Genomic DNA, 12,565 nt, shown 5'->3' on the forward strand with positions numbered 1-12,565 from the left:
GCGGCTCTATTTGGGAAGCTGCGGCGAATCCTGCCCTGACGGCGACAGCGCCCCGGGCTTGCCGGAGAATGGCAGGCGAAGCTGCTCGGCGAGTTTGTCAGCGTCGGCGGTTGGCCGATCGATCGGTCCGTTTCCCTGCACGGCCGAAACAACGGCGCGAACCAGCGCGGCGTAAGCTTCGTCAACAGCGGCGTCTGATACATTGGCGCTCAGGGCAATGACAATGCCGTGCTTCGGCACGACAAAAATGCGTTGTCCCTTGAACCCATTCGCGAAATGGACCGGCCCGACTCCCGGATCGTTTCGGACCCACCGCCACCAGAACAACCCGTATTTCGACGCCGCCGGACTTGGTCTCCAGGCGTCCGCAATAAACTCGGAATCAATGATGGTCTTGTTCCGCCAACGACCGTTCTGCAGATAAAGCTGACCGAACCTGGCCATATCGACGGCGCGCAGCCGAAGGCCCCATCCTCCCGGATATCTGCCGGCCTTGTCGCGAAACCACCATTCCACATTCTTGAAGCCAAGCGGTCCGAACAAGACTTCATTGCCGTAACTGAGCAGATCCCTTCCCGCCGCCACCGTCGCAACCGCGTCGACAATCGAGGCGTCGCCATTGCTGTAATTGAATCGCTTTCCCGGCGCATGAATGAGGGCCGCAGCGAGAGCGAACTGCAAGCGGTCGGCGGCGCCATAGATCGGATGGCGTACGGGATCGCTATGGTGCTCGAGACCTGACGACATCGACATCGCGTCCCTGATGCGAATCCGTCGCGCCTTCTCCAGGCTGTTCGCATCAAGCTTCGCGCTCGCGGCGACGATATCCGCCACGGTCGCGTCCAACGACGACAGTCCTCCGCTTCGCAGCAGCGCGCCGACAAGCGTCGCCAGGATCGACTTGGTGGCGGAATAAAGCGCATGGTTGTGATCGCGCGTCACCTTTTCCGCATACAGTTCGACCACCATCCTGCAATTTCGGAGAACCACCAGCGCATGAATATCCCGGTCTTTCCCACGAAGCGATTTGATCGCGTCGGCAAGCAGTCCCGATCGCATCCCCACCTGTTCCGGCGGCGCCGAGGCGATGTCGTCTGACTCGGTTTGCGGACAAGCGCCGGTTTGCGCAAGCGCAGGCCCGTTCCCCAGCCCGTAAATGCAGAGGGCCAAAATCGCCAATCGAAGGAGGGGAAGCGGCGCTGCGGACATGCCCCATTTCCGATGCGGATTTTGAACTGCTTTTACACTTACAATGTCAATCGAACGGGCCGTTTTGCGATAGCCGGCGACGAATGAAGCACCCAGAAATCGTGAACTCACGAGCCCTTATCAACGCGCTCAAAAATCAAACGCGTCGGGGCGCATCGGCATATTTCAGGCGGCCGAAACCTGGAGGCGAACTCTATCGGACAAAACCCGCTTCAGTGAGGGCTGTCTGAACAGCCTTCCGCGCAAGCGACAGACCATCGGCATTGCGGCCAACTGTAACGCCTCTCTCGACACAAGGATCGGAAGCATAGGAGAACGCCTTGTTGGTCACGCTGTTTACGAGCGCGCCATCGTCGGCTTCCCGAATGAGCGGACAATTGCGCGTGGTTTGCGCCTGCGCCAATCGAACAGGGGCGCCCGCAGGATTGTCAAAAACATGGTGCGCGCCTTCGACTTCCAACAGAGTCGCGTCCTTGCCCGCCGCCTGAAGCCGCGTAACCAGTTCGCGGCATTCCTTGATCGGAATATAGTCGTCGGCCGTTCCATGAATGATGCGTATCGGAGCGACGACGTTGAGCGCATCCTTAAGGTCGCGGTTACAGGTTGGGTAGAAAGCGATATGCAGAGCGAAGCGTGCTTTGGAGTTTGCGGCGTGCATCATCCGAAATCGCTCCATCGCCGACCAGTGCGCCGGGCCGCCGCCTCGCGAAAAGCCCATCACGGCGATGCGAGACGGATCGATACGAGGATGAGCCGCGAGCAGATCGAGGGCCCGATAAGCATCGAGAATCATCACGAAGCGGCTGAGCGAATCCTGATCCTCCACTGTGCTGACGATTTTTCGCGCGGTGAAGCTGTCGATCATCAGCGTCGCAACTCCCGCGCTATTCAGCTCGTTGGCCCACGCCACGACGCCGGCGTTAATGCCGCCTGACGCATGCAGCAACACCACAACCGGCAGACGGTCAGCGCCAGCGGTGGGGAGCCGCAATTCGGCGGAGAGCGTGACGGAGGGAGCGTCCTGGGCGCCGATCAGGAATTGACGGTCCGTCGGCGTCGCTGACAGGAATGCATGAAGCTCTGTGCGAGGAACAATCTGAGACTGGGCCGACGACGCGAGCATCAATGCGAGCGAAGCAGCAGCCAAGAAAAGCTTCACCATCGCCGCAGCCCCGACGTCAGAGTATCGTGGAAAGAATGACGTAAGGGCAACCCCGCTTCGCTGTCAAGGATCGCGGAGTGGCGCGGAGAGAATACGCCACGCGCAAAGCGATTCAGAAATCAAACGCGTCGGCGCTGACGCTTGCGCCTTTCGTCTTGTAGAGAGCTTCGTTCGCGCCTTGCGTGCGTCGCGCGTACCGATCTGCACAGGAGGGTCGAAAGGCGACGGCCCGCGTCACTCGAACGGACGCTCGCCCGGCCGAGACGCCGCCCCGATGCGCATTCATGCCATCCGCGCGAGCGCTTGGTGATCTCGATAGGCTTGGTTTCCGCCAAACGTAAACCAAGCCGGGGCGAGGCGCCGACGCCCATGACTTCACGAGTCCTGAGACAGCCGGCCAGCTTCAATGAGACGGGCGGCAAAGTCCTCTCGCGGCGGCTCATGCTAGCCATGCGCATGTGGTCGATAGGACGCGCCGTGTTTGAACTTTCCGCTGCCGATGACGTCTTGTCTTCTTGCAGCCCGCGGCACCTGACGTGACGTCTTCGATATCGATCGGCAAAAATCCTGCCCCCGACGGAATGGCTTCATGTTTCATCTGAAGAAGCTGGAAGACGAATATGCAGATGAGCTTGTCGATCCAATTCGTTCAATCGCCGCGCGGCGCGTGGTTCTCGGTCGTGACGAAAAGCGCCTGAAGGACGCTATCGAATTCTATGGCGAGTTGAAGTCAGCGGCCCGCAGTCCGCAGGTCGCATCTGTTCCGAACGGGCCGGGGCGCGTCCGCGCGCTGGCGAACTTTCACGAGCAGCAACAGAGAAATACAACGCTCCCTGACGAGGTTGCGCGGCTTATCATCCGCTTGCGGCTCTGGTTGCATCGGCAAGGAGCGAATGTCTCCCGGGACGGCGCCGTGCTCTGGCCAGACGCCCAACCGATGGTGCGCTACGATAACGAGCTTCAACAGGTCCTGACGCTCGTCCGGATTCAGGCCGGCCTGCTGACAACGATCGAACGCCGCCCGCTCGATACGGCCAAAATGGTGACCGCGTTCTCCGGTCCAGGTTTCGCGATCTATGTCGTCAGCGCGGAGGGCAATCTGCATGTCTCCTCGCACTCCGCCGGCCTGCGGCACCATTCATCGCTGCTTGCGGGCGCGCCCGTCGCCTGCGCAGGGGAAATCAAGGTCGATAACGGGCGAATTATGATGCTCACCAACAAAAGCGGACATTACGTGCCCGCTCCATTCTATCTCGCGCAGGTCATCAGGCATTTTGCACAACAGGGCATCGCTCCCGACTCCTATCCGGTCAAGGCTTTCACCAAGGCCGGGATCGCCGGGCAGTATTATAACTCCGCGCGTGAGTTCCTGCAGGCGACGATCGTCCCCATTCTTCCCGTTGTTCCGGCGCCTCCGCCGGTTGTCGCCCCTGACGTTCAAAACCCGTTTGGATATGCGGGCTCGACGGGCCTCGATTTCGTCAGCAATCCGAGATACGTCGACCCGCCGGCCGATCTGCCCAGGCTCAAGGGCGAATATGTCTATGAGATCCCGGGGTTCGGATAGCCGGCTGCGATGCACGCCGCGACGCAAGCTGCTCCGGATGCGATTCAGAAATCAAACGCATCCGCGCTGACGCTTGCGCCTTTCGTCTTGTAGAGCGCTTCGTCGCGCGAGGCTGCGGCGCGGCCGGCGTCGCGAAAACGATTCACGATGGGATAGCGCCTGTCGCGGCCGAAATTCTTGTGCGTGACCTTCACGCCCGGCGCCGCCTGCCGGCGCTTGTATTCGGCGATATAGAGCAGGCGCTCGACCTTCTTCACGGTCTCCACATCATGGCCGCGCGCGACGATGTCGGACACACGCATCTCCTGCTCGACGAGGCAGGCGAGGATATCATCGAGCGCCTCGTAAGGCGGCAGCGAATCCTGGTCCTTCTGGTTCTCGCGCAATTCGGCGGTCGGCGCCTTGGTGATGATGTTCTCCGGAATCACAATTCCCGCAGGCCCCAGCGAACCCGAAGGCTTCCAGCGATTGCGCAGCGCGCTCAGGCGATAGACCTCCATCTTGTAGAGATCCTTGATCGGATTGTAGCCGCCATTCATGTCGCCATAGAGCGTGGCGTAACCAACCGACATTTCCGACTTGTTGCCGGTCGTCACCACCATCGCGCCGAACTTGTTGGAGATCGACATGAGCAGCGTGCCGCGCGCGCGGCTCTGCAGATTCTCTTCGGTGATGTCGCGATTGGCTCCCGCGAACATCGGCTTCAGCGCCGATTCAAATCCCTCGACCGGCTCGGCGATCGGGATGATGTCGTAGCGCACGCCAAGACTTTCGGCGCATTCCTTCGCGTCCTTCAAAGAGTCCTGCGAGGTGTAGCGATACGGCATCATCACGCAATGAACGCGCGAGGCGCCGAGCGCATCGACCGCCATGGCGGCGCAGATCGCGGAATCGATGCCGCCGGAGAGGCCGAGCACGACGCCGGGGAAACGGTTCTTGTCGACATAGTCGCGCAGGCCGAGCACGCAGGCGGCGTAGTCGGCTTCGTCGCCTTGCGGCAGCTTCGCCGTGTGGCCATCAAGGCAGCGCCACCCCTCGCCTTCACGGACAAGCGTGATGATGGCGATGGTCTCGGCGAAGGCCGGCAATTGCACGGCGAAGCGCTTGTCGGGATTGAGCGCGAAGGACGCGCCGTCGAACACAAGCTCGTCCTGTCCGCCAACCTGATTGAGATAGATCAGCGGCAGGCCCGCTTCCGCGACGCGCGCCACCGCAACGCTCAGGCGCTCATCGATGACGCCACGGCGATAGGGCGAGCCGTTCGGGACAAGAAGAAATTCGCCCCCCGTCTCCGCGATGCATTCGACCGGATCAGGCCCCCAGATATCCTCGCAGATGGGAATGCCGATGCGCACGCCGCGAAACACCACCGGCCCGGGCAGCGGCCCGGCGTCGAAAACGCGCTTCTCGTCGAACACGCCGTAATTGGGCAGGTCGACCTTGTGGCGGATCGCCTCGATGCGGCCGCCATCGGCGAGCGCATAGGAGTTGTAGAGCTTGTCGTCCTCGCGCCAGGGCAGACCGATCAATACGCCGGGGCCGCCATCGGCGGTGTCGCGGGCGATCTCCTCCAGCGCCTCGCGACAGGCCTCCTGCAGCGCCGGCTTGAGAACCAGGTCCTCCGGCGGATAGGCGCAGAGGAAGAGTTCTGAGAACATCACGAGGTCGGCGCCGGCGGCGGCGGCCTCGGACCGCGCAGCGCGCGCCCTGGCGAGATTGCCGGCCACGTCGCCCATGGTCGGATTGAGCTGGGCGAGGGCGAGAACGAGCTTCTGGGGAAAAGGAGCGGTCATGCGCGCATTTAACGCGCGCGCCGCCGCCCGTCCAAGCCGGCGGCGACAGAGGAGCCCCGCCTGTCAGGCAGGGCTTATGCTCATATTGAGCTCAACTGATCAGCGGCAGATTCGAACGCGCTGGATCTGATAGGTCCAGGGATCGATCGCCACGCGGCGGCGCTCGATCCAGCAGCGGGACGCATAGCCGTCATAGTAATAGCCGTCGCCGTAGGCCGGCGCGTCGTAATAGCCATAGGTCGGGGCGTAATAGGGGTTCGCCGCCGAGGCCGCGAGCGCGCCAAGCGCCAGGCCGCCGACTATGCCGGCTCCAATTGCGCCGCCACGTCCCCAGCCGCCGCCGCGCCAGCCGCCACCGTGCCAGCCGCCGCCTCCCCGCCAGCCGCCGCGCCACTGCGCGTCAGCCGTTCCCGTCGTGGCGACCAACGTGCTTCCGGCGATCGCCGCGGCCGCAAGGGCCGCCAAGGTCTTGCGATAAAGCATGTTCAACTCCCTGCCGGGCCAGCGGTCGAACGTCAGGCCGCTTCCAGCCGTGAAATCATTAACTATTCCATCCGGCCTGAAGTTCCGCTGAATGCTTGATGGCGGGATTGCGGCAGGCGGCCCGGGCGGCCGACCAGCGAACTGTCTCGTTTCGCGACTGCGCGTCGTTTCCGGAATTTACGTCCTGATAACGTTAACGATCCATGATCGCCGCACGGCGTGGAGGTTCGCCTGCGTCGCCGCCCGGAGATTCGCATGCGTTTTGCCCCTGCCCTCGCCCTGTCGATCCTTGCGACGGCGCCTGCGCTGGCCGCCGACTTCCCCGTCCTGCGCGGCAGCTACGCGCCGCCGGTTGCGGCGCGCCCGTCAGGCGAAGACCAGCTTCAGTGGGAAGGCTTCTATATCGGCGGTTTCGCCGGCTATTCCGCCGCCAAGTTCGGCGACACCGCGACGAGCGCGAACAGCCTGATGTCGAATTTCTACAGCGGCGTGAGCAGGGTGACGGTGCCAGACGGCTTTCGCCAGAGCAGCACCTTCACCTACAAGCTCGGATCGGATCAGGTGGCGCAGTATGGCGGCTTCGTCGGCTACAACATGGTCTTCGGCGACGCGGTCGTCGGCGTCGAGGCCGACGCCAGCAGCCTGAACGTCTCTCGCACCGCGCAGCAGACCATCACCGCCGTCGACATCAACGGCGTCGGCGTCGGCTATTCCTCGCTCACTGGCACGACGCGGGCCAAGCTCGACTCCTACGCCACGTTCCGGGCGCGCGCCGGTTGGGCCGTCGGAAACTTCATGCCTTTCGTCACCGCCGGCCTCGCCGTCGGCAAAGGCTCCTACACCAACACGCTCAGTCTGACCTTCAACACGACGGCGCCGGGGCCGTCCGCCGCCGACGCGCCGATCCTGACATCGACCTTCAGCAAGCGGAATCTTTACGTCGTGGGCGGCACATTCGGCGCCGGTATCGATTATCTCGTCCTGCCGAACGTCCTTGTGCGCGGCGAATATCAGTTCGTGCGCTTCGACGACACGAACATTCCGCTCGACATCAATACGGTGCGCGCCGCTGTCGCAGTGAAATTCTGACGCGCGACGCGTCAGATGAAAATGTGATCGATCAGCGCGGCGCCCCAAACCAGCGCCGCAATCAGGATCGAGCAGAGCACCGCCGCAGACCCCACATCCTTGACATAGCGGATCGCCTCGTGCCGCTCGGGCGCGACGTGATCGGACAGTTTCTCGATCGCGGTGTTGAGCAGCTCCACCGTCAGCACGAGAAGAAGAACGCCAATCAGCAGCGCGCCATGCGATGCGCTCCCCGCGACGAAGGGCGTCAGCACGATTCCGGCCGCCAGCAGCATTAGTTCCTGCCGCACCGCCTCCTCGCTTCCGAAGGCGTCGCGCAGGCCGCGCATGGAGTTGAACCAGGCGTAGAAGAGTCGTTTCATGCGTCAATGCGGCGTTCGGGATTGATTGGCGCGCGCGCCTGCGCGGCCACGAAATCGACGTAGCCGCAGACGCGATGGATGTAGCAGCGATCGCGCTCGAGTTCGCCGAAAGGCGCGACCATCCAGCTCCAGCTTTCATCGGGCGGAGGCAGCGCCACGCCGCGCATCAGATCGAGACGATCAACCACGCTTCCATCCCGCGCATGCTCCGCCATTTCGACATCGGTCAGCAGACACACGCGGCCGGAAAATTTCTGAAGATCTTCGAGATGCCAGCGCACGATCTGCGCCAGAAAATCGGCAGGCAATTCCCGGGCGCGCTCCGAATGCTTCTCCAGCCACTCCTCCGGCCGGATCGGCAACTGCGAGAGCAGATTGGCTGAGATGACGAGATCGACTTGCGCGTCGCGCCATTCGCGCAGCGGATCGACACGCTCCGACGCTGCGCCCATCATCCAGTCGACGGCGCCGGTGAGATCGCGCGTCACAAGCTCCGAGTTGCGATAGCGCCGCGCCCGCCGGCGCGCCGCCAAAGGATGTACCGCGTCGATGAGCACGACCCGCTCGAACGTGCGCGCCAGCTCATCGAACGGCGCGTCGCGCAAATAACCCGAGCCCAAAAGGAGAAGCGTGCGGCGGCGGTCGAGCTCCTCGACCGCTCGCCGGATCACCTGATGGCATCTCGCTTCATGCGAGGCCCAATCGCTGCTGCGCCGGCGTCCGCGCGATCCGAGCCCAACGCTCTCGCTGACGAGCCCAAGCCGCCAAAAGCGCCAGGGCGCAGGTGTCATGAGATGAAGGGCAAGCTCGGCCAGCATTCGCGCTCAGCGATCGATTCGGCGTGAGACTACAACCTTCGCCAGCAGTTACGAGTAGCCGCGGCGCTCACCACCATTGATGAAAATGATGAACCGGCCCCTGCCCTGACCCGATCTTCAATCGCGAGGACGCATCGAGCGCGGCGGTCAGATAGGCTTTCGCCTCCGCCACCGCCGGGCCGAGCGCCAGGCCGCGCGCGAGCCCGGCCGCGATCGCCGCGGAGAGCGTGCAGCCGGTGCCGTGGCCGTTCTTCGTATCGATCCTCTTTGCCGCGAAACGCTCGACGCCGTCCGCCGTCGCGAGAGTATCGACGCTTTCGGCTCCCGTTCCATGACCGCCCTTCACGAGAGCGGCCGGCGCGCCCATGGCGACCAGCGCGCGCGCCTGCTCGGTCATCTCCTTCTCATCGCGCGCAGGCGCGACGTCGAGAAGCGCCGCCGCCTCGAACAGATTGGGCGTGATCACCAGCGCGCGCGGGACGAGCAGGCGGCGCACTGATTCAATCGCATCGGGCGCAAGCAGCCGATCGCCGGACGCCGCGATCATCACGGGATCGAGCACGACTTTTGTCTGCCCGAAGCGATCGAGGCCGTCGGCGACGGCTGATATCGCCGCGCTGTTGGAGACCATGCCGATCTTCACCGCCGAGACCGCGAGATCGGAGAAGACGGAATCGATCTGCTGCGCGATGAAGGCGGGCGGAACATCATGGATGCCCTGCACGCCCAGCGTGTTCTGCGCGGTGAGCGCGACGATGACGCTCGCGCCATAGACGCCGCACGCTGAAAAAGTCTTGAGATCAGCCTGGATGCCGGCGCCGCCGCCGGAATCGGAGCCCGCGATGGTGACGGCGATCGGCGTCATGCGGCGCTCCTCATGGCGAGAGCCTCATCCACCGTCTTTCGCAGCGCGGCCGCGGCAGCTTTCGGATCGGGCTGACCAGCGATAGCGGACACGACAGCGACGCCGTCGGCGCCATGCGCGACGCAGGCGGCGGCGTTCGACGCGTTGACGCCGCCAATGGCGACGACGGGTTTGCGCGACAGCGCCGCGCAGGCGCGCAAGCCGTCGAGCCCGATCGTGGGACTCGCATCCGTCTTCACGCCGGCGCCGAAGACGGGGCCGACGCCGAGATGATCGACGAGATCGAAAGGCGCGGCCCGCATTTCCGCTTCCGAGGTGATGGAGAGGCCGACGATCGCATCCGCGCCCATGATCTCGCGCGCCGCTGCAGTGGGGATATCGTCCTGCCCGACATGAACGCCCCAGGCGCCGGCCGCGCGCGCGATGTCAGGCCGATCATTGACGATCACGGGAACGCCAAGCGGCTGGACAGCGGCGACCAGCGCCCGCGCCATCTCAAGAAGTTCGCGGCCCCCTGCTTCGCGATCGCGCAACTGCACGAGCGTCGCGCCGCCGGCGATGGCCCGCAACGCGGTTTCGACGAGGCCGAGTTCCGCGCAGAGCGCGCGGTCGGTGACGAAATAGACGCGAAGATCGGCGGCGCGCCGGCGCGCGGCGATCACAGCGTTTCGATCCGCGCCAGACGCGCATAGTCGTCAGGCTGAAACTCGTGCAGCGCATCGAGGAACGCGACGGCGAGCGAGCCGGGCGCATTCGCCTCCGACGCCGCGCGCTCGGCCGCGACCTTGTAGACGGCACAGGCCGCGACAGCCGCCGAAAGAGGATCGGATGCGACCGCGGCGGTCGCCGCGACTGTCGCGGAGAGACAGCAGCCGGTTCCCGTCACGAGAGTCATCTGCGCGGAGCCGCCAGCGATCGAGAAAACTCGCTCGCCATCCGTCGCGATGTCGTTTTCGCCCGTCGCGACGACGACAGCGCCGGACGAACGCGCCAGAGCGCGCGCCGCGCCGATGGCCTCGCTCGACGCGGCGAGCGAGTCGACGCCCTTCGACGCGCCGCCGCTTGCGCCCGCCAGCGTGATGATCTCGGCGGCGTTGCCGCGCACGATCGCGGGCTTCAGCGCCAGCAGCGCCTGCGACGTCGCAAGCCGGAAGCGCGTCGCGCCGACGCCGACGGGATCGAGCACCCAGGGCTTCTTCAGCGCGCTCGCTTTCGCCGCCGCAAGCTTCATCGATTCAACCCAGCGAGAGTCGAGCGTGCCGATATTGACGACGAGGCTTGAGCTGATCGCGACGAAATCCTCGACCTCCTCGGGCGCATGCACCATCGCCGGCGAAGCGCCGAAGGCGAGCAGCGCATTGGCGCTGAAATTCATCACGACATAGTTGGTGATGTTGTGAACCAGCGGCCGCTGCGCGCGCACGGCCGAAATGATCGACGCGATGTCCTGCATGACGTCCGTCCCTCCGCCGGCATGACCCGGATCAGGTTCTAAGGGTCCGGCGGGATCGCCGTCTCAGCTTCAGGCCATCAGGCGCGAAGCTCCCCTCGGATGCGTTCGATATAGCGATTTCCGCGACGAATTCAAACAACCGGCTATTCCGCCGCGAGCAGCCGAGCCTCGCCCATATGCCCGCGCCCCCAATCGTGCAGCGCCAGGATAGAGGCGCGCAAGCGCGCGCCATGTTCGGTAAATTGATAGCCGACCTGCGGCGGGTTGGTCGGATAGACCGCGCGCGAAATGACCCCGTCGCATTCAAGCTCGCGCAACGCCTTGGAGAGAATCCGTTGCGTCACCTTTGGCATCCGGCGGCGCAGCTCCATGAAACGCAACTCGCCGTCAAGCAGATGGAAGACGATCGCACCTTTCCATTTGGCCCCGATGACTTCGAGCGCGGTCTCGACCGGGCAGCCCTGGCTCTCCTTGTAGACGTCGTGTCGCTTCGCCATCGCCCGGGCCCGCCTGGTATCGAGATTGTTCCTACGCTTCGAAATTGTGCCGTCTTGCGACGCCGTTCAAGGCCGCTCACCTCTCCGCAACGCTTATCGCCTAGAGCATGGCGCGAAAAAGTGGAAACCGGTTTTTCGCGAAAGCCATGCTCTAAGTTTTTGGAATCGATCACGTTCCCGCACTTTGATTGTTTCAATCAAAGTGCGGCGTGATCTAGTGGAGATGATCATGAAAGCCATTGGTTATGTCGAGTCGCTGCCAGCGGCAGACGCGCGCGCGCTGTTCGACTTCGACGCGCCGAGCCCGACGCTGCAACCGCGCGACCTGCTCGTTCGCGTGAAAGCAATTTCCGTCAACCCCGCCGACACCCATATCCGCAAGCGACAGGCGGGCGCGCCTGACGCGCCGGCCATCCTCGGCTGGGATGTCGCCGGCGTCGTTGAAGCAGTCGGACCGGAGGCGCGGTTGTTCAAGCCGGGCGATGAGGTCTTCTACGCCGGCAGCGTGGTCAGGCCCGGCGCAAACAGCGAACTCCACGCGGTCGATGAACGCATCGTCGGCCCGAAACCGCGGACGCTGAGTTTCGCGGAAGCGGCAGCCTTGCCGCTCACCACCATCACCGCGTGGGAAGCCTTGTTCGATCGGCTGCAAATCCCGGCGGGCGAAGCCAGCGCAGGCGGCGCGCTCCTCATCATTGGCGCCGGCGGCGGGGTCGGTTCAATCGCCGTGCAACTCGCACGCAGGCTCACCGGCCAGACCGTGATCGGCACAGCTTCGCGCCCGGAAACGCGCGCGTGGGTCGAAGAGCGCGGCGCCCATCACGTCATCGATCATTCAAAGCCGCTCTCGCAAGAGTTGAAACGCATCGGGATCAACGCGGTCGATCGCATCTTCTCGCTGACGCACACGGATCATCATTGGCCCGAGATCGTCGAGGCCATCGCGCCGCAAGGGCGCATCTGCATCATTGATCGCGTCGGCGGTCTCGACATGCTTCCGCTGATGTCAAAAAGCGTGAGTTTTTCGTGGGAGTTCATGTTCACGCGCTCCATGTTTCAAACCGCCGACATGGAGGCGCAACACAGATTGCTGGGCGAGGCGTCTCGCCTCGTCGATAACGGCGTCATCACAACGACGCTCGGCGAGCATTTCGGCGCGATCAACGCCGCCAATCTCAGGCGCGCGCACGCTGCGATCGAAAGCAATCAATCGATCGGTAAAATCGTGCTGGAAGGCTTTTGACCCATGCCCGTGCAGCGTCCGAGA

13 protein-coding genes and 1 riboswitch are annotated in these 12,565 nt (G+C 63.9%); of the genes, 3 read left to right on the forward strand and 10 right to left on the reverse strand.

Annotation, left to right across the window (positions count from 1 at the left end):
* Positions 1–6: 6 nt before the first annotated feature.
* Positions 7–969 (reverse strand): serine hydrolase domain-containing protein, encoded by a 963-nt coding sequence (locus tag L8F45_RS13570; protein ID WP_342358418.1) that lies wholly within the window; start codon positions 967–969, stop codon positions 7–9.
* Between the two features lie 433 nt (positions 970–1,402).
* Positions 1,403–2,371: a dienelactone hydrolase family protein gene (locus tag L8F45_RS13575; protein ID WP_342358419.1), complete on the reverse strand. Its 969-nt coding sequence runs from the start codon at positions 2,369–2,371 to the stop codon at positions 1,403–1,405.
* 589 nt (positions 2,372–2,960) lie between these two features.
* Between L8F45_RS13575 and L8F45_RS13580 the strand changes: the two genes are divergently transcribed.
* Positions 2,961–3,938 carry a hypothetical protein gene (locus tag L8F45_RS13580; RefSeq protein WP_342358420.1) on the forward strand — a complete coding sequence of 326 codons (978 nt, stop codon included), beginning with the start codon at positions 2,961–2,963 and terminating at the stop codon, positions 3,936–3,938.
* A 44-nt stretch (positions 3,939–3,982) separates the two neighbouring features.
* Here L8F45_RS13580 and L8F45_RS13585 read toward each other — a convergent pair whose 3' ends face one another.
* On the reverse strand, positions 3,983–5,731 hold the full coding sequence (locus L8F45_RS13585) for an NAD+ synthase (protein WP_342358421.1): 1,749 nt from the start codon (positions 5,729–5,731) through the stop codon (positions 3,983–3,985).
* Positions 5,732–5,830: 99 nt separating this feature from the next.
* Positions 5,831–6,214, reverse strand: a complete 384-nt coding sequence (locus L8F45_RS13590) for a hypothetical protein (RefSeq protein WP_342358422.1) — start codon at positions 6,212–6,214, stop codon at positions 5,831–5,833.
* Between the two features lie 255 nt (positions 6,215–6,469).
* Here L8F45_RS13590 and L8F45_RS13595 point away from each other — a divergent pair, with 255 nt between their 5' ends.
* Positions 6,470–7,303 carry an outer membrane protein gene (locus tag L8F45_RS13595; RefSeq protein ID WP_342358423.1) on the forward strand — a complete coding sequence of 278 codons (834 nt, stop codon included), beginning with the start codon at positions 6,470–6,472 and terminating at the stop codon, positions 7,301–7,303.
* A gap of 11 nt (positions 7,304–7,314) precedes the next feature.
* Here L8F45_RS13595 and L8F45_RS13600 read toward each other — a convergent pair whose 3' ends face one another.
* From L8F45_RS13600 to L8F45_RS13625, 6 genes are all read right to left on the reverse strand, one after another.
* Positions 7,315–7,665, reverse strand: coding sequence for a diacylglycerol kinase (locus tag L8F45_RS13600; protein ID WP_342358424.1), 351 nt, complete (start codon positions 7,663–7,665; stop codon positions 7,315–7,317).
* On the reverse strand, positions 7,662–8,336 hold the full coding sequence (locus L8F45_RS13605; RefSeq protein WP_342358425.1) for a hypothetical protein: 675 nt from the start codon (positions 8,334–8,336) through the stop codon (positions 7,662–7,664). Before L8F45_RS13605 ends, L8F45_RS13600 begins: the two co-directional genes overlap by 4 nt.
* A 214-nt stretch (positions 8,337–8,550) precedes the next feature.
* Positions 8,551–9,348 (reverse strand): bifunctional hydroxymethylpyrimidine kinase/phosphomethylpyrimidine kinase, encoded by a 798-nt coding sequence (gene thiD, locus L8F45_RS13610; protein ID WP_342358426.1) that lies wholly within the window; start codon positions 9,346–9,348, stop codon positions 8,551–8,553.
* Positions 9,345–10,010, reverse strand: coding sequence for a thiamine phosphate synthase (gene thiE, locus L8F45_RS13615; RefSeq protein WP_342358427.1), 666 nt, complete (start codon positions 10,008–10,010; stop codon positions 9,345–9,347). The genes thiD and thiE overlap by 4 nt, the downstream gene beginning before the upstream one ends.
* Entirely contained in the window at positions 10,007–10,801 is a 795-nt protein-coding gene (gene thiM / locus L8F45_RS13620; RefSeq protein ID WP_342358428.1) for a hydroxyethylthiazole kinase, read from the reverse strand. Before thiM ends, thiE begins: the two co-directional genes overlap by 4 nt.
* Positions 10,793–10,907: riboswitch (TPP riboswitch) on the reverse strand. Its footprint overlaps the gene before it by 9 nt.
* Positions 10,908–10,944: 37 nt before the next feature.
* The gene (locus L8F45_RS13625) at positions 10,945–11,298 is read right to left on the reverse strand and encodes a winged helix-turn-helix transcriptional regulator (RefSeq protein ID WP_342358429.1); all 354 of its coding nucleotides are present in this window, start codon (positions 11,296–11,298) and stop codon (positions 10,945–10,947) included.
* Positions 11,299–11,527: 229 nt separating this feature from the next.
* On the opposite strand from L8F45_RS13625, the gene L8F45_RS13630 reads away from it, so the two are divergent.
* The gene (locus L8F45_RS13630) at positions 11,528–12,541 is read left to right on the forward strand and encodes a zinc-binding alcohol dehydrogenase family protein (protein WP_342358430.1); all 1,014 of its coding nucleotides are present in this window, start codon (positions 11,528–11,530) and stop codon (positions 12,539–12,541) included.
* Positions 12,542–12,565 lie beyond the last annotated feature (24 nt).

The sequence above is a fragment of the Terrirubrum flagellatum genome (assembly GCF_022059845.1).
Lineage (GTDB): Bacteria > Pseudomonadota > Alphaproteobacteria > Rhizobiales > Beijerinckiaceae > Terrirubrum > Terrirubrum flagellatum.

Coding starts and splice junctions, on each gene's coding strand:
- L8F45_RS13585 (WP_342358421.1), bottom strand. CDS start 5,731: ATGACCGCTCCTTTTCCCCAGAAGCTCGTTCTCGCCCTCGCCCAGCTC.
- L8F45_RS13580 (WP_342358420.1), top strand. CDS start 2,961: ATGTTTCATCTGAAGAAGCTGGAAGACGAATATGCAGATGAGCTTGTC.
- L8F45_RS13625 (WP_342358429.1), bottom strand. CDS start 11,298: ATGGCGAAGCGACACGACGTCTACAAGGAGAGCCAGGGCTGCCCGGTC.
- L8F45_RS13600 (WP_342358424.1), bottom strand. CDS start 7,665: ATGAAACGACTCTTCTACGCCTGGTTCAACTCCATGCGCGGCCTGCGC.
- L8F45_RS13630 (WP_342358430.1), top strand. CDS start 11,528: ATGAAAGCCATTGGTTATGTCGAGTCGCTGCCAGCGGCAGACGCGCGC.
- L8F45_RS13575 (WP_342358419.1), bottom strand. CDS start 2,371: ATGGTGAAGCTTTTCTTGGCTGCTGCTTCGCTCGCATTGATGCTCGCG.
- L8F45_RS13595 (WP_342358423.1), top strand. CDS start 6,470: ATGCGTTTTGCCCCTGCCCTCGCCCTGTCGATCCTTGCGACGGCGCCT.
- thiM (WP_342358428.1), bottom strand. CDS start 10,801: ATGCAGGACATCGCGTCGATCATTTCGGCCGTGCGCGCGCAGCGGCCG.
- thiD (WP_342358426.1), bottom strand. CDS start 9,348: ATGACGCCGATCGCCGTCACCATCGCGGGCTCCGATTCCGGCGGCGGC.
- L8F45_RS13570 (WP_342358418.1), bottom strand. CDS start 969: ATGGTGGTCGAACTGTATGCGGAAAAGGTGACGCGCGATCACAACCAT.
- L8F45_RS13590 (WP_342358422.1), bottom strand. CDS start 6,214: ATGCTTTATCGCAAGACCTTGGCGGCCCTTGCGGCCGCGGCGATCGCC.